Annotated in this window: 16 protein-coding genes and 1 tRNA gene; 12 read left to right on the top strand and 5 right to left on the bottom strand. The window is 47.5% G+C overall.

Annotated elements, in window-relative coordinates; all coding sequences use genetic code 11:
- The first annotated feature begins 48 nt into the window (after window positions 1-48).
- The 10 genes from BP71_RS35050 to BP71_RS35005 all read left to right on the top strand — a co-directional run bounded on the left by BP71_RS35050 (window position 49) and on the right by BP71_RS35005 (window position 9,727).
- Window positions 49-121: transfer RNA gene (locus BP71_RS35050), tRNA-Met, on the top strand.
- A gap of 309 nt (window positions 122-430) precedes the next feature.
- Window positions 431-1,345 (top strand): DUF4249 domain-containing protein, encoded by a 915-nt coding sequence (locus BP71_RS35045; protein ID WP_496386337.1) that lies wholly within the window; start codon window positions 431-433, stop codon window positions 1,343-1,345.
- Between the two features lie 72 nt (window positions 1,346-1,417).
- Window positions 1,418-3,766: a TonB-dependent receptor gene (locus tag BP71_RS35040; protein ID WP_496386336.1), complete on the top strand. Its 2,349-nt coding sequence runs from the start codon at window positions 1,418-1,420 to the stop codon at window positions 3,764-3,766.
- Between the two features lie 381 nt (window positions 3,767-4,147).
- Window positions 4,148-4,372 (top strand): hypothetical protein, encoded by a 225-nt coding sequence (locus BP71_RS35035; RefSeq protein WP_496386335.1) that lies wholly within the window; start codon window positions 4,148-4,150, stop codon window positions 4,370-4,372.
- 122 nt (window positions 4,373-4,494) lie between these two features.
- Entirely contained in the window at window positions 4,495-5,913 is a 1,419-nt protein-coding gene (locus BP71_RS35030) for a hypothetical protein (protein WP_496386334.1), read from the top strand.
- A 125-nt stretch (window positions 5,914-6,038) separates the two neighbouring features.
- A complete protein-coding gene (gene rpmH, locus BP71_RS35025; RefSeq protein WP_015813300.1) occupies window positions 6,039-6,197 on the top strand; it encodes a 50S ribosomal protein L34 in 159 nt (52 codons plus the stop codon).
- 108 nt (window positions 6,198-6,305) lie between these two features.
- A complete protein-coding gene (locus BP71_RS35020) occupies window positions 6,306-6,722 on the top strand; it encodes a ribonuclease P protein component (RefSeq protein WP_496386333.1) in 417 nt (138 codons plus the stop codon).
- 6 nt (window positions 6,723-6,728) lie between these two features.
- The gene (locus BP71_RS35015; protein WP_496386332.1) at window positions 6,729-8,381 is read left to right on the top strand and encodes a S41 family peptidase; all 1,653 of its coding nucleotides are present in this window, start codon (window positions 6,729-6,731) and stop codon (window positions 8,379-8,381) included.
- A 41-nt stretch (window positions 8,382-8,422) separates the two neighbouring features.
- Window positions 8,423-9,118, top strand: a complete 696-nt coding sequence (tsaB, locus tag BP71_RS35010; protein ID WP_496386331.1) for a tRNA (adenosine(37)-N6)-threonylcarbamoyltransferase complex dimerization subunit type 1 TsaB — start codon at window positions 8,423-8,425, stop codon at window positions 9,116-9,118.
- Window positions 9,119-9,193: 75 nt separating this feature from the next.
- On the top strand, window positions 9,194-9,727 hold the full coding sequence (locus tag BP71_RS35005) for a DUF2480 family protein (RefSeq protein WP_496386330.1): 534 nt from the start codon (window positions 9,194-9,196) through the stop codon (window positions 9,725-9,727).
- Here BP71_RS35005 and rnhB read toward each other — a convergent pair.
- Genes rnhB through BP71_RS34985 form a run of 4 tightly spaced genes read right to left on the bottom strand, consistent with a single transcriptional unit; the run spans window position 9,688 to window position 13,157 of the window.
- The gene (gene rnhB / locus BP71_RS35000) at window positions 9,688-10,314 is read right to left on the bottom strand and encodes a ribonuclease HII (protein WP_496386329.1); all 627 of its coding nucleotides are present in this window, start codon (window positions 10,312-10,314) and stop codon (window positions 9,688-9,690) included. The genes BP71_RS35005 and rnhB overlap by 40 nt on opposite strands.
- On the bottom strand, window positions 10,314-11,333 hold the full coding sequence (locus BP71_RS34995; RefSeq protein WP_496386328.1) for a VWA domain-containing protein: 1,020 nt from the start codon (window positions 11,331-11,333) through the stop codon (window positions 10,314-10,316). Before BP71_RS34995 ends, rnhB begins: the two co-directional genes overlap by 1 nt.
- Window positions 11,334-11,344: 11 nt before the next feature.
- Window positions 11,345-12,268, bottom strand: coding sequence for a hypothetical protein (locus BP71_RS34990; RefSeq protein WP_496386327.1), 924 nt, complete (start codon window positions 12,266-12,268; stop codon window positions 11,345-11,347).
- On the bottom strand, window positions 12,261-13,157 hold the full coding sequence (locus BP71_RS34985) for a DUF58 domain-containing protein (protein ID WP_496386326.1): 897 nt from the start codon (window positions 13,155-13,157) through the stop codon (window positions 12,261-12,263). Before BP71_RS34985 ends, BP71_RS34990 begins: the two co-directional genes overlap by 8 nt.
- A gap of 32 nt (window positions 13,158-13,189) precedes the next feature.
- Here BP71_RS34985 and BP71_RS34980 point away from each other — a divergent pair, with 32 nt between their 5' ends.
- Together BP71_RS34980 and BP71_RS34975 are read left to right on the top strand one after the other, a co-directional pair.
- Window positions 13,190-13,600 carry a DUF4296 domain-containing protein gene (locus BP71_RS34980; RefSeq protein ID WP_496386325.1) on the top strand — a complete coding sequence of 137 codons (411 nt, stop codon included), beginning with the start codon at window positions 13,190-13,192 and terminating at the stop codon, window positions 13,598-13,600.
- Between the two features lie 54 nt (window positions 13,601-13,654).
- Window positions 13,655-14,419: a polyprenol monophosphomannose synthase gene (locus BP71_RS34975; protein WP_496386324.1), complete on the top strand. Its 765-nt coding sequence runs from the start codon at window positions 13,655-13,657 to the stop codon at window positions 14,417-14,419.
- On the opposite strand, the gene BP71_RS34970 is transcribed toward BP71_RS34975, so the two are convergent.
- Window positions 14,382-15,575 (bottom strand): M20 metallopeptidase family protein, encoded by a 1,194-nt coding sequence (locus BP71_RS34970; protein WP_496386323.1) that lies wholly within the window; start codon window positions 15,573-15,575, stop codon window positions 14,382-14,384. The genes BP71_RS34975 and BP71_RS34970 overlap by 38 nt on opposite strands.
- Window positions 15,576-15,605: the final 30 nt, after the last annotated feature.

The raw sequence follows: 15,605 nt of genomic DNA, 5'->3' as shown, positions 1-15,605 counted from the left end.
TTTTCCTTAAAAGATTTGTTGTATGTTTGCACTCCAATTCAACGACACCGCGGGATGGAGCAGTTGGTAGCTCGTTGGGCTCATAACCCAAAGGTCGCTGGTTCGAGTCCAGCTCCCGCTACATGGCCAAAGCCACTTTCGAAAGAAGGTGGCTTTTTTACGTTTCTTCACCTCCATCGTCGCTGACAGTTAGTGGATCAGTCCGAAAAGTTAGTTACATCGAACCAAGACGCTGGCTTAATATCATACATTGACTACCCGCCAATAAGTTTCCAAAAAATAGGCAAGTAATTCAAAGTCTCGCTAACATCGACGATGCTAGTCAACGATAGGAAGCATAATGGAAAACCATAATAAGAGCTTTGAATAAATACATTTCCAATAACGTTATTGGTGAGTAACCATCATATACATCTATTCTGATATCACTTTGAAGAAAAGAACATTGCTTCTGTTGCTGGTGATTGTGGGGACGATCCTTTCCTGTGCAAAAAGTATCGACCTGGATCTCGACCAGAGCAAGGATCAAGTTTTAATAATCGACGGACAGCTTACCGATCTGAACAAAAATAACTATGTCCGTCTTTCCTGGGCGCGTAAAGTTACCGACCAGTCGGTCGTAACCGCGGATAGCGCCATTGTGGTCATTTCTAACCAAAAGGGCGAAGTCGATACTCTGGTAAATGAGCGGGAAATCGAGACTTACGCCGACGACACCACGAATTTTAATGGATACTACTACACAACAACATTGAAATGTAAAGCCGGTGATACGTATCACCTCACGGTGAAGCTCGGGGGAAATGTTTATGAAGCCGACGCTTATATGCCACCGGTAGCGCGCCTTGACTCTGTCGCTCTGCTTCGTGTAGACGGCCGCCCTGTTCATGGGTTTAGCTACCTTCCCCTGATCTATTTTCACGACCCTCGCCCTGCGCGGAATTTCTATATGTTCAACTTTTGTGACCAGACAAATGATACCGGTATGGAGATCAAAAGGTACCCATGCAAGTTTACCGATCGTATCTGGAACGTAGCAATTTTGGACGACCGGCTACTTCCCGAATACGTGAAGGGGCTGAATGTGACCGTCGGCGTCACCCCCAATCCTGATTTCAACAGCTGGTGGCTTAGTCCCGGCTACTATTACACCGCTTACTTGTATTCGTTTACCGAAGAGGCGTATGCGTATTACCAGGCATTAGTCAAGAGCCTGGCGAGCGACGGGGGCGTTTTTTCACCTGCTCCCGCGAATGCGCCCAGCAACATCCGAGGCACAGCACTCGCCACGGGTTTTTTCAATGCTTCAAGCGTTTCGTCGTACAGGGTCTATACTCAGCCTTAGCTGGTTTCGTAAATCTTTTCCATTGGTCGTCACCGTATTGGAGGTTATTCTCGCTCATTCAAGTTCGGTTATATGCTGAAAACTTTTCTCATTTCTTTACTGCTCCATCTTAGTTTAACTGCGCACTCCCAGAAATTCAGGATCAGTGGAAGTGTCACCGATTCGACTTCGGGCGAAGTACTTCCTTATGCTGGCATCAGGATCAAATCGGCCCGATTGACCTCGACGGCGAATGCTTACGGATATTATTCTGTATTGCTCGAAAAAGGTACTCATGAAATAGAAGTATCCTATGTTGGGTACCGGAAATTGAAAGTCAAAATCGACGCGAAAAAGAACGTTGTGCAAGATCTGAGACTTGTTCCGTTTGACCAGCAGCTTGAAGAGGTTCAGGTTAATGCGGGTTACCTCAATGCAGACAAAGACCTGATTCCTGGCAAAGGAAGCATATCAGTGGCCCAGGTGAAGAAAATGCCCACTTTGGGCGGTGAAGCGGACATCCTGCATGCATTGCAATATTTACCCGGCATCCGCGCTGCGGTTGAAGGTACAACCGGACTGTCGGTTCGGGGAGGCTCTTTCGATCAAACCCTGATTGCGCTCGATGACGCTCCGGTGTATAATGCGTCGCATGCGCTTGGGTTTTACTCGACCTTTAATCCGGACGCAATCAAATCGATCGATATTTACAAGGGCCTGATACCTGCTCAGTTCGGCGGCAGGTTGTCCTCGGTGGTTGACCTGAAAATGCGTGAGGGAAATAACCAGGAGCTCAAAGTTTCGGGAGGGATCGGTCTCATTGCCAGCCGACTAACCGCCGAGGGGCCGCTGATAAAGAACCGCTCCTCGTTTATCCTTTCAGGCAGGTACAGCTATGCTGGCATCATCGCTAACAAAGCCGGTGAGCTGGCCGAGAAAATCAATCTGGGTGGCTTCCAAAAGTTCCCGAGCGGAAACGATATCCGGTTCTACGACTTGAACGGAAAGCTGAACTGGAAGTCGAAAAACAGTAAGAATCAATTTTTCCTATCAGGTTATTCCGGACGCGATTGGTTCAAATACTATTTGTTCGAGAGAGGAACGTTTACAAAATGGCAAAATACGACGGCTTCGTTGCGCTGGAATCATGTTTTCAGCCAAAACCTGTTTTCCAACACCACCGTTTATTACAGTCGCTACCGGTACGATTACAGCCTGGTCAACGACAGACGCGATTTTGAATGGAAAGCAGGGCTTTCGGAAACGGGCGTAAAAAATGAAGTAGACTATTTCATCAACGATAAATCGGTTCTCAAAGCTGGTTTTAACCTTATTCACACAGCTTACCAACCCGGTGCTATTAAGCCAAAGTCAGCCAGCTCCATTATCCGACCGTTCGAGCTGGACTCAAAGCAAACTGGCCAGATCGCCGTTTTCGCCGGTTTGAACAAACATATTGCATCCCGGTTGTCGACCTATCTGGGGATACGATTTTCGACATTTGCGCTACTTGGCCCCGGTACACTATATCAGTATGAAAAAGGGTATGCGATAGATTCGATGGTTCACGACAAAGGTGTCATGGATTTCAGATGGGCAGCCGAGCCCCGTTTTTCTTTGAACTATGCGATCGACAGTATAAAAGTTTTGTCCCTGGCATTATCCAGGTCCAAACAATTCGTCCATTTACTTACGAACTCATCCGTAGGACTACCAACGGACATTTGGTTTCCTTCCAATAAAAAGGTGGGTCCCCAGTCCTCGTCGTTGATATCATTGGGATACAAGCAAACTATGCCAGTCTACATCCTTAGCATCGAATCATATTACAAGGATATGAACGGTGTCATCGATTTTGTTGACAATGCAGACCTTTTTATTAATCAATATGTAGAGTCTCAAATAAGGTCCGGAAAAGGCAGGGCCTATGGTGTCGAAACGCTGATTGAGAAAAGGACGGGGAAGCTGACAGGCTGGCTCACCTACACGCTGGCAAAGACAGACCGGACAATCGACGGAATCAACGGGGGCACTGCCTATCCGACCAGGTATGACAGGCGGCATAGTGTATCGCTGGTATCTGCCTATCAGGTAAAAAAAGGCATCACTTTTTCTGCAGACTTCCAGTACAACTCGGGAGGGGCGGCTACACTACCCGCAGCTGTGTATGAGTTCCAGGCTGCATCTTTCAATTATTATTCAGGAAGAAACGGTTTCCGGCTGCCCTCGTTTCACCGATTGGATTTTCAGGTGACTTTTATCAGGAAAAAAAGATGGGGCGAGAGACAATGGGTTTTCGGCGTATATAATGCTTATAATCGTCGTAACCTGTTTTCGGCGGAAGTCATACCCAAGGATGACAACTATTTGAACACGTCTTTTATCACAGCGGTTTCTTTGTACGGGGTAGTCCCCTCCGTTGCCTATAATTTCAAGTTTTGATCCCGGAATACTTACCTCCGTTTATACCGTATCAATTCAAATAGTTGATGGGTGTTCAAAAATACACTATTAGTTGCCCAAACAATTTTGTGATCAGCCTGCCAGCTTTTCATTGAAAGCCATAATATGCTCGAATTTTGCCTTACCTCAACACTCGCATTTGCAATGATTGTCACAATTATAGTCAATCACTTTACCGTTTAATAAAAACACCTACCGAAACAAATTATTTGCTATCGGTGACATATTATTGTACATGATTTGCGTTATATTTGAAGAAGTTTAGAGTAAGTGTTAAATTTATTCTACAATTATTTACAAGAACACCTACAATGTTGTATCTTGCCGTCGATTACTCAATGATGCCATGCGAATATGACTATGACAAATCCTTATTTCTCCGGTTTCGACCATAGTGCAGCCCAAATCCGTCGATTCTTACAGACACACAAAACATTTACGCTTTTACTTTCCGGAGGACGTATCGTTCATCACCAGGTGGAAGACGCCAACCGTTTCAGGAACTGGCTTTTGAACCACCAGATAGAGGACGTAAGGGAGTCTTTCACTAAAAACTATTCAGCCTACAATCTCATGTCGGCCTGAACAAAGCGTTGACGGGAATATCGCTTCGGTTTTCATTACCTATCCTGCGGCAGGCCCGCCAACGCGCCTGTTTAAAATAAATGTCTTATGTTTGAATACTTCTTTCACAAGGGTAAGAACATATGACACATTACTTCTCCTGGTTTTACAATCCCGACAACAGAACAAAGCTGCTTATTATCGCATTTTTTGTACTTCTGTTCCCCTTCGTCGCCGTTTCATTCTTTGCATTTCCCACCACAGATGACTACTGCCATACACTGGCCGTAAAAGAAATGGGTTATTGGGGGTATCAGCAACATTACTGGAAAACCTGGTCGGGACGTTATATCGGAACACTTATCTCCTCTACCCAGCCACTGGCTTACGACTCATATCTTGGCTACAAGCTCGCACCGATCGTCCTGCTATTATTTTACGTGCACGCCTCATTCAGGTTTGCCGGTGCGCTTACGGCTGATAAGCTTCCCAAATGGCAGACATATCTGCTGGCATTTCTGCTCGTTTTTGTTCTGATTGCCGAACTGCCGGTTGTCTCAGGCTATTTTTACTGGTACACAGGCTATTATTACACAATTGCCGATATCGGGACGCTATATTTATTTGCCTATCTGTTCCGGAATTATTCCCGTCTTTCTCCTAAGCATATCGCCATACTGAGCCTTGGCCTGATCCTGCTGATCGGCATGAATGAATACACGCTCGTGTGGCTCGTGATCCTGTCGGGCGCATTGTTCTTTTTCAAGAGCGTGCTCAGCCGTCAGTTACAGATACGCCTGATGGTCCTGAGCATGGTCGCGCTCGCATTTGGTGTGCTCTCCGTCACCGCCCCGGGTAATGCGGCCCGGGCAGAGTCGGGGCTTTACCCCACTCCGTTGAAATACAATCTTTTGTTTTCCATCAAAAACAGCCTTGCCTGGGAAATCCATAATTTTTCCAAAATAGCGCCCGCATTGTGCGTCCTGACAATAGTGCTGATACCGATTGCCTGCCAGCTTTACAAAAGCAAGGGCTCCGACGATTTCAAGTTTTTCGGGGTACATCCGGCGCTTTCGATTTTGATCTTTGCGGGTTGCCTTTACCTCAGCTATTTCCCCTCCTATTGGTCCATTGCCGAGCCGCCTAATCTTCGCGGGCAATGCGTAATCACCTTCTGGACACTCATCGGCTGGACCTACAATGTCTTTGTATTGACGTTCTGGGCGATAGAAAAGGGACATATGGCGCCGGTAAATAACCAGAGCGCCGTGAGCTGGGTCGTCGGATTGTATTTTTTCTTCCTGTTTGCCGGTAACTTCAATTACCGCTCAGCGTGGTCCGACCTCCTTACCGGTCGTGCAGCCCGCTTCAATCAGGAAATGCATGATCGTACGGCCCTGGTACTGAATACCAAAGAGCCGCAGGTGTATGTGCCCAAACTCAAAAATGTGCCTTACACAATCCTGATTGTAAATGATGAAACCGATCCTGCCTGGGCATCCGTAGAGGTCAATAATGGCTGCGCAGAATGGTTTTTCAAGAAAAAGTTTTTCTATAAGTAGCCACTATCGACAGACTATTTCTGAAAAAAGTTGATAAACTTTGACTTAATTTAATTTTTTATCTACCTTTGCAAGCCAAAATTACGGGTAGACAGAGATTTATATCGCAATAATTTGATACTGAGATGAAACGTACCTTTCAACCATCGAATCGCAAGAGGAGAAACAAGCACGGTTTTCGTGAGAGAATGTCCACGGCAAACGGACGTAAAGTAGTCGCTGGCCGCCGGAAAAAAGGCCGTTGGAAATTAACCGTTTCTGACGAAAAACGTCACAAGCAATAGTCGACGCTTGAAGGTTTGAGTAGAGTACGCTAGTCGGGGACGCCTAGTCTCTCATAGTCTGATAAGTTTGATTCATCGAACTTATCAGACATTTTTTTCTACAAGAGCTTGAAACAAACATTTGGTAAAAGCGAGCGTCTGTGCAATCTCCGTATCATCGGCAGGCTCTTCAAGAAAGGTAGCCCGGAGGTTCAAACATTCTACCTTTTTCCATTCCGGGTGCTGTATATGTATGATAGACAGACTCCTCCCGCCCTTCCACAAGTACTTTTTTCTGTTTCCAAAAGGCAATTCAAAAAAGCAGTAGACCGCAATCAGGTCCGCCGTCGCTGCCGTGAAGCATACCGGCTGCATAAAGCCCCGCTTACTGCATTGCCTCCCGAAACCCGCCCTTCCTACATTGCTTTTTTGTATCTTGCAAAAGAAATAACCTCATACGACGTTATTGAAACGGCCATGAAGCAGTCTTTCAAAAAACTTGAAAAACTGCCGCCAGCCTTTCTCAAAGAACAATCCATTTCCTGAACATAGATGAAAAAGTATCTTCGCTCCATTTTGCTGGCCGCTCCGGTAGTTGGCGGACTGGCATTTGTTTCTTTCCGTCAGGATGACCGACTTTTCGAAATTGCGCGAAATCTGGACATCTATGCGACTCTTTTCAAGGAACTGAATGCCTATTATGTGGATGAGATCAATCCTAACCAGCTGATCAAAACCAGTATCGACAACATGCTCCGTTCGCTGGACCCTTATACGGTCTACTATGCCGAGGATGATATCGAAGACTATATGACCATGACCACCGGCAAGTACAATGGCATTGGAGCCATGGTGAACTCGGCAGATGGTAAGCATACAGTGATGATGGTGTATGAAGACACCCCCGCCCAAAAGGCCGGTTTGCAACTCGGGGACGAAATCACCAAGATCAATGGGATCGACCTCTCGACCAGGGAGGATTTTGATACAGGAAAACTACTCAAAGGCCAGACACAAACAAGTGTGACCCTGACTGTTAAACGTTATGGGATCACGAAACCGCTTGAAATTGCGCTGAACCGTGACATTGTAAAAGTTACCAACGTGCCCTACTACGGCATGCTCAATGCCGAAGTGGGTTACATTGACCTTAAAGATTTTACCGCCACAGCTTCGAGGGAAGTTCGGAATGCATTCCAGGAGCTAAAAGGGAAAGGAATGAAATCTGTTGTGCTGGATCTTCGGGACAACCCCGGTGGCTTGCTCAATATGGCGATCGAGATTTCCAATATATTCATTCCTAAGGGTGAAGAAGTGGTGTCTACCAAAGGAAAAGTAAGCGAATGGAACAAGACCTATACCGCCTATAATCCGGCACTGGACACCGAAATTCCCGTTGTGGTACTGACCAACAACCGCAGTGCGTCGGCAGCCGAAATCGTTTCAGGTGTGATCCAGGACTACGACCGCGGCGTATTGATCGGCCAGCGCACTTATGGTAAAGGGCTGGTACAAACCACACGTGATCTGTCCTTTAACACCAAAATGAAGATCACTACAGCCAAATATTACATTCCGAGCGGCCGGTGCATCCAGGCCATCGATTACAGCCATCGTAATGATGACGGCAGCGTGGGCAAAATACCGGATTCGCTCATGACGGAGTTCAAGACCCGCAATGGCCGGGCTGTTTTTGATGGAGGTGGTATCTTGCCTGACATCCTGACCGAAAAGGAAAATTTCTCGCCACTGGCCATATCGCTCGGCCGCAATCGCCTCTTTTTCGACTACGCCATCAAATATCACTTTGAGCACCCTACCATCAAGCCTGCCAAGGAATTCCATTTGACGGATGCCGATTATGCTGCGTTCACGAAATGGCTCGGTGACAAGGAATACGAATATACGACACAAGTAGAGCGGGATCTGAAAAACCTGGAAGCCTCGGCCAAGAAGGAAAAATCGCTGGAAGTGATCGAAGACCAACTGAAAGCCCTCAGATCCAAACTCTCGCATAGCAAAGACAATGACCTGCAGATTTTCAAGCCTGAGATCAAGCAAATCCTGGAAGAAGAGATTATCAAACATTACTACCTGGAAAAAGGAATGCGGGAAGCTTCGTTCAACGAAGATCCCGAAGTGAAGGCTGCCCTGGCGCTTTTCCAGGATCCCGCACGCTACAACCAGATCCTGAAAAAAAAGTAATACCATCCGGCCCGTCGTTCCCGGCGGGCTTTTTGTTTTATATGCTCATACTAAGTATCGATACCTCCATCCGCGGATGCTCCGTAGCTGTTCACAATGATTCCGGGTTGTTGGCTGCCTACGATCTCTTTACCGATAAATCCTCTTCTGCCATGCTCACAACCCTCATGCGCGACAGTGTGGAACATGCCGGTTTTAAATTATCCGATCTGGATGCGATCGTAGTCGCTAAAGGCCCCGGCTCTTACACGGGCCTGCGTGTAGGCGTCTCCACTGCGAAAGGCTTATGCTACGCGCTCGATAAGCCTTTGATCGCCATCAATACTTTGCAGGCAATGGCGTTACAGCTAGCGCCATTTTTCCCCGGACATTTATTATGCCCCATGATCGATGCGCGGAGAATGGAAGTTTATGCCGCCGTCCTGGATGAGAGTAATGCATTTATTCGGCCAACACAAGCGATAATTATGGATGAAAGCTCCTTCCATGACCTGCTTGCTGAACATAGGGTCGTATTCTTCGGAGATGGGGCTGCGAAATGTAAGCCGTTACTGCAAAAACATCCGAATGCAATTTTCCCTGTCGAAGATATCAAACCATCGGCCCGAACCGTCGGCCACCTGGGCACAATCGCTTTCCATCATGCGCAGTTCGAAGATGTGGCGGCTTTTGAACCTTACTATTTGAAAGATTTCATGTCACCCGCGCCACGGAAAGCCAGCACGCTTGTTCAGTAGCCAACGGATTTTACGAAGTTTGCAAAACAATCTCCGGCTTTTCGTTGTTAGCCTTTTTGTAAAAGATATCTTAGAATGGAAACTGACGAAATTGTAAACCGGGTTGCCACCAGCGGCATTGTTTCACTGGATTTGGAAGAGCTTTACCACCCCGGCAAACGAATTGTTTATGATATTAAAGACAATCTGTGGCAAGGCATGATCCTGCGGGAAAAGGATTTTCGTGATTTCCTGAAATCCCATGACTGGTCGCAATACACGGGAAAGAATATCTCCATTATCTGTTCCGAAGATGCCATTGTACCTACATGGGCATACATGCTACTGGCAGTCCAGCTCGAACCGTTTGCCAATGCATTTGTTTTCGGGGACCTAAATGCACTCGAAGACAAGCTCTTTGCAGATGCGATTTCGAAACTGGATATTAATGAATTTGCAGGAAAACGTGTAGTGGTAAAAGGATGCAGCAAAGTGTCCGTCCCGGTTTCAGCTTACGTGGAAATAAGCCGTCTTTTGAAACCTGTTGTGCAAAGTCTTATGTTTGGAGAGCCATGCAGCACCGTTCCGCTTTACAAAAAGCCTAAATCCTCGGTTCCCTCCACAGACTGATCGTTATCGTCCTTCAACAACTTGAAAGTCATCCTGTGGTAAGCACACGGCCCATGCATTCCAATGGCCTTGCGATGATGGATCGTCGGATAACCGACGTTGTGTTCCCAGCCGTAATGCGGGAATTGCCGGGATAAATTCGTCATCAGCTCGTCCCTGTAATTTTTGGCCAGTACCGATGCCGCTGCGATCGAAAGATAATGCGCATCTCCCTTGATAATACAGGTGTGGGGGATCATCGGGTACGGCGTAAACCGGTTACCGTCCACCAGCAGATGTTCCGGACGGGTTCTTAACTTATCCACGGCACGATGCATGGCCAGGAAACTCGCTTTCAGGATATTGATCTTATCTATTTCCAGGTTGTCGACCTCCGCTACTGCCCAGGCAATCGATTCACGGATAATTTCTTTTTCCAGTTCCAGTCGTTGCGCTTTTGTAAGCTGCTTGGAGTCATTCAGGAATGAATGCCTGTAATCTCTGGGCAAAATAACCGCCGCCGCTACCACCGGCCCGGCCAGACATCCTCGGCCCACCTCATCAAGGCCCGCTTCAACTGCATCGATATTATAGTAAGCTTTCAGCATCAATCTTCCAGAATATTCGCCATAAATGTACTTTTTGTCCCGATTGCGATCAGTAGTAACGTGACCGCCCAATACAGGTACACCCGGTAAAAATCCTTTACATCGCGGGACAGCACATCCCTGGACTTTACCTTTTCCAATTGGTCGATTTGTTTAAATACTTTCTCCAATGCTGTATTGTCGGTGGCACGAAAATACTTCCCATTCCCGATCCCTGCAATATTCTGCAGTTCTCCCTCGTCAATCATCGCACTTGCGTTAGCCGTGGTATCTGCCCTGGAAGCACCTTTGGGTCGGCCTACTGAAATCGTGTAAACTTTAACACCAAATGCATTGGCAAGTTGGGCCGAAGTCGTAGGCCCGAGATTACCGGAGGTATTATCGCCATCACTGATCAGGATCGCAACCTTGCTTTCTCCCTGCGTATCCCGCATCCGGTTGACCGCCACAGCGAGCGCGCTCCCGATCGCCGTTCCCGGTGTCGGGATCAGGCTGGGGTTGACCTCATTCAGGAATCCGTACAACAATTCATAATCGGTGGTAAGCGGACAAAGCGAGACCGCTTCCCCGGCAAAAACAATCAGGCCGATGCGGTCCTGCAACCTGCCTTTGATAAATTGTCTCGCCATTCTTTTGGCCGCTTCCAGACGATTGGGACTCAGATCCTTTTCGATCATGGAGTCAGAAATATCGAGAAGCAGCATAATATCGATCCCTTCCGAGTACTGGTCCTTCCGCTCGGAAACCACCTGCGGGCGGGCCAGCGCAACCAATATCAGGCAAATAGCAAGCCCCACACAAGCTGGCTGCACAAAACGCAGCAGTGTCAGCCAGCTTCTGAAACCTGTTACGGATGTATAAGTGATCGTCAGCCTTTGCTTATGTTTCCTGTGCAATGCATTTCGGAGCCAAAAGAGCATAGGTACCACCGGCAACAGGTATAAAAAATAAGGATACACCCACTCGTAAGACCGTAACGTCCCATACCCAAACCATTCCAGCGAAAACCAGTTTTCCATATACCGATCGGTTAAGCTACGGGACTATCCAGTACAAACTTCCTTTTTCGCCTGTACAACCTGGTCGCTCCTGTCTTGAGTACTTCCAGGTAAACATCCATATTTCCCGAGCGGCTTTGGCCATACACGATACTGTCCATACTCTTCAATGCTTCGGCAAGTTCGTCGTCGGGCATATTGTCCATAATTTCACGGGTAGTGTAAGTCGCAAACGGCTTTTTTTCCAACCTTTCCAGATAATTTTTCCATATAATGATCGCCTTTTCGGCGTCTTTGATGTTATTTTTCTCACGGGCGCTGCGCATCAGACGATTGAAGGACCGCAGGTATTCCAGGTGCCGTCGTTGCAGTTTCAAAAGCTGCCATTGCTTATAAATGTCCTGTCCGAAAACCCAGTAGACACTTCCTACTATACCGATGATCAATGCGATCGAGCCGATCAGCACCGAGAAATTGAACTCGCTGCTTAACGGAACCAAGTCCGTCTCTTCTTTTAACACCGGCTTCTTCCGAAGATCGATATTATTACTCCGGATCAACAAAACCGAGTCGGCCAGCGCAAAAACGGCGGTGCAGTCCTTCTTTTGAAAAACATATACGGGCAATCGAAGTTGCTGTACACGGGAAACGTCAAAAGATACCAGATGGTAAACCGCGCTATCCAAGCTGCCCCGACTGTCGGTGCTGGACACAAAACTCCGCTTGGAGATCAGCTCAAATGGTGCAAAATCGAAGGTGCTGTCGGGAAAGAAAATCTCGGAATCGGGACTATGGCGAACGCTGAGCGAAAAATATACAGCCTTCCCGACTTCAATACTATCGGTCAGGAAAACGCCTTTCGGTCTGATACCCTGTGCGGCAGCCGTTCCAAGAGTACCTAACGTGGCCAGCAAAACGCACAAAATCATCCGCCATTGAAAAACCCTTCTATCCATTTGACGACGTAGCTGAGCTTTTGGTGTAACGTCTTACCTTGAACAAATGGATCAACGCGGGAACATAATCCTCCTGTGTGTTGATGGAAATGTAATCTGCCCGGTTCTGGTGGCACAATCTCTGGAGTTCGGAACTCCTTTTGCCGAAACGGCTGGCCATTTCCTGACGATACTGCCTGGAAGATGTATTGACCCACACCGTGCTCTTCTTTTCCGCATCATAAAGCGGAATAATGCCCAGTCCCGGCAAATTCACCTCTCTGGAGTCGTACAAGTGGATCACGATCAGATCGTGCTTTCGTGCCAGCGCTTTCAGATTGTGCTGATAGTTATTGTCAATAAAATCTGATATTAAAAAAATGAGGCTTCTACGGCGCAGGACATTGAGCGCAACCAGAATGGCATCAGCAATATTGGTTTTTGTAGATTCCGGAACGAGCTTATAAAGTTCAGAGATGAGGCCATAGCCATGCTTCATGCCGTCCGATGGGCGGATATAGCGTTCATTCCGGTCGGAAAAGCAAAGTAGCCCGACCCGTGACGCTTCCTGAATCGCGGAAAGTGTCAGTACGCCGCATATCTCTTTCGCAATGTCGATTTTCAGCTTTTTGATCTCCCCCACCTGCTGCGATGCACTGACATCCAGCATGAAAAACGCTGTCTGCTCTTTATCCTCCTTGAAGATCTTTACGAATGTACCATGGCCCTTCGCCGAGGTGTTCCAGTCAATGGCCCTGACATCGTCGCCATACTGGTACAACCGCAGGTCGTCGAACTCCAGACCAGAACCTTTGAAGACGGAATGAAAGTTACCATGACGTTCACTGGTTACAGCTTTGCGCATCCGGATCTCATATTTCCTCAACTTTCCCAGAAACTGCTCAAACATAAGTTTTGCAAAAAAATTACCACCTTTGTCCAATGGTGTACCTAAACAAAGATAGGTATTTTGAAAGTATGCTGCGTCCGACGATAAAATTCAAGACCGGAGTAATTCTTGTTACGCTCTTTATAATGACCCTCCTGGCCTGCTCAGAGGACGAAAAGCCTCCAAAAGGCACATTATCCGAGGAAAAAATGGCTTCTATTCTGACCGACGTCCATTTGGCAGAGGCCCGTGTGAACCGGCTGCAATTGAAATCGCTGGATTCGTCCTTGATGATTTTTAACAGGCTGAAGAGTGACATCTGGAAGAAACAGAGGGTGGATACAGTGGCCTATCGCGAGAGTTATTCGTACTATATGACACGTCCGGAGCTGATGACGCGTATTTATGAAAATGTGAACAAGAAGATTGAGGTTAGGGAGAAAAATAATAATATTAAGCTCTGAAAACCTGTATCACTCTCTATACTACACATTTAACTTTAAAACTAGACAATTCCTGTGAACGATTGTATTGTAGTAATCCCCACCTACAACGAAATTGAAAATGTTGAAGCCATCATCCGGAAAGTTTTTAATCTGAACCATCCGTTTGACCTGTTGATAATCGACGACGGATCTCCGGACGGCACCGCAGCAGTTGTCAAGGAATTAATGACAGAATTTGTAGGCTCCCTTCACCTCGTCGAACGAAAAGGAAAATTGGGCCTTGGCACCGCATACATCCACGGCTTCAAATGGGCCCTTGAAAAAGGCTACAAGTATATATTTGAAATGGATGCTGATTTTTCACATCCACCCGAAGATCTGATCCGCCTGCATCATGCCTGCGCCCACGAAGGACATGACGTAGCCGTCGGATCGAGGTACATTACCGGAGTAAATGTGGTCAACTGGCCCATCAACCGGGTTCTCATGTCCTATTTTGCGGGATATTATGTGCGTATGATCACCGGAATGCCGATTATGGACCCCACCGCAGGTTTCATTTGCTATACTGCCAAAGTACTGAACACGATCAATCTGGACAATATCCGTTTTATCGGCTACGCATTTCAGATCGAGATGAAGTTCAATTCGTGGAAATACGGTTTCAGCATTACCGAGGTGCCCATCATTTTCACCGACCGCACCAAAGGCGCCTCGAAAATGTCAAAAGGCATTTTCAAGGAAGCCATATTTGGTGTGATCACGTTGAAGATCAATAGCTATTTCAAACGGTATATTCCTAAGCATTCAGCTCAGAAATTGCCAGCCAACTCATAAGGCCAGTAGATATTTCGAGTGCACTTTCGTCGATGTCGAATGTGGGAGTATGCACGCCGGAAATAATGCCGCGTGCCTCGTTGCGGGTTCCGAGCCGATAGAAACAGGAGTCAACCACCTGTGAATAGAATGCGAAATCTTCGCCGGCCATCCACAAATCGAGGTCAATCACATTCTCTGCACCCATATAACCCACAGCCGCTGTTCGGACGCGCCTGGTGAGTTCCGGATGGTTTTTCAGGAAAGGATAGCCTTTGACGATTTCAAACTCGCAGCTTCCACCCATTGCTTCGGCAATGTTTTCGGCCATTTTCTTCATCCTCCGCAAACCGTCCTCACGCCATTCCTCGTCCATACAGCGCCAGGTTCCCTGGATTGTCACCTCGTTCGGAATCACATTGGTGACACCGTCGGCGATAAACCGGCCGAAAGACAACACGGATGGGTTCGCCGGATTGCGATTGCGGCTGATGATCTGCTGCAATGCCACGATGATGTGCGACGCCATCAAAACGGGGTCGACCAGCTGATGTGGTGCCGCCGCGTGGCCGCCTTTGCCTTTTACGGTCAGATACAGCTCATCTGTACTAGCCATGTACATGCCCTCGCGGAAGCCGATTTTACCAACCGGAATATTGGGCGCCACGTGCTGACCAACCATACTGGCAGGTCTCGGATTCTCCAATACTCCTTCCTTAATCATTAATGACGCCCCGCCCGGTGCTTTTTCCTCGGCAGGCTGGAAAACCAGTTTCACTGTTCCTTCAAATTCCTCGCGGAGCGCGTGCAGGATACGCGCAGTACCCAGGAGCGACGACGTATGCACATCGTGCCCGCAAGCGTGCATGACGCCCGGAACAGTCGATTTATACGGGACATCATTCGCTTCGAGGATCGGTAATGCATCCATATCGGCCCGCAGACCCACGATTCTCTTACCTGGATTACGGCCTTCGATGATCGCGACTACGCCAGTTCCCGCAATGCCTTCTTCGGGTTGAAGCCCGATCGCCGTAAGCTCAGATGCAACGTATTTGGCCGTTTTGAACTCTTCAAAAGATAATTCGGGATTACTGTGCAAATGGTGACGGTGGGCAATAATGTCTTCCGACTGATCTTTGGCAAGCGCTTTGATTTTTTCCTGAAGCTGGGACATGGTGCAACTGGGATATTGAAGTACTATGGG

Source organism: Dyadobacter ginsengisoli DSM 21015, from assembly GCF_059568735.1.
The sequence above is the reverse complement of the archived record's forward strand: the minus strand, read 5'-3'. Positions and strand labels throughout refer to the sequence as shown.

Bases quoted from the DNA above. Each gene is read 5' to 3' on its own strand.
- BP71_RS34970 (WP_496386323.1), bottom strand. From the start codon at position 15,575: ATGTCCCAGCTTCAGGAAAAAATCAAAGCGCTTGCCAAAGATCAGTCG.
- rnhB (WP_496386329.1), bottom strand. From the start codon at position 10,314: ATGCTGAAAGCTTACTATAATATCGATGCAGTTGAAGCGGGCCTTGAT.
- BP71_RS34980 (WP_496386325.1), top strand. From the start codon at position 13,190: ATGGTGTACCTAAACAAAGATAGGTATTTTGAAAGTATGCTGCGTCCG.
- BP71_RS35030 (WP_496386334.1), top strand. From the start codon at position 4,495: ATGACACATTACTTCTCCTGGTTTTACAATCCCGACAACAGAACAAAG.
- BP71_RS34985 (WP_496386326.1), bottom strand. From the start codon at position 13,157: ATGTTTGAGCAGTTTCTGGGAAAGTTGAGGAAATATGAGATCCGGATG.
- BP71_RS35040 (WP_496386336.1), top strand. From the start codon at position 1,418: ATGCTGAAAACTTTTCTCATTTCTTTACTGCTCCATCTTAGTTTAACT.
- tsaB (WP_496386331.1), top strand. From the start codon at position 8,423: ATGCTCATACTAAGTATCGATACCTCCATCCGCGGATGCTCCGTAGCT.
- BP71_RS35035 (WP_496386335.1), top strand. From the start codon at position 4,148: ATGACAAATCCTTATTTCTCCGGTTTCGACCATAGTGCAGCCCAAATC.
- BP71_RS34995 (WP_496386328.1), bottom strand. From the start codon at position 11,333: ATGGAAAACTGGTTTTCGCTGGAATGGTTTGGGTATGGGACGTTACGG.
- BP71_RS35005 (WP_496386330.1), top strand. From the start codon at position 9,194: ATGGAAACTGACGAAATTGTAAACCGGGTTGCCACCAGCGGCATTGTT.
- BP71_RS35015 (WP_496386332.1), top strand. From the start codon at position 6,729: ATGAAAAAGTATCTTCGCTCCATTTTGCTGGCCGCTCCGGTAGTTGGC.
- BP71_RS34990 (WP_496386327.1), bottom strand. From the start codon at position 12,268: ATGGATAGAAGGGTTTTTCAATGGCGGATGATTTTGTGCGTTTTGCTG.
- rpmH (WP_015813300.1), top strand. From the start codon at position 6,039: ATGAAACGTACCTTTCAACCATCGAATCGCAAGAGGAGAAACAAGCAC.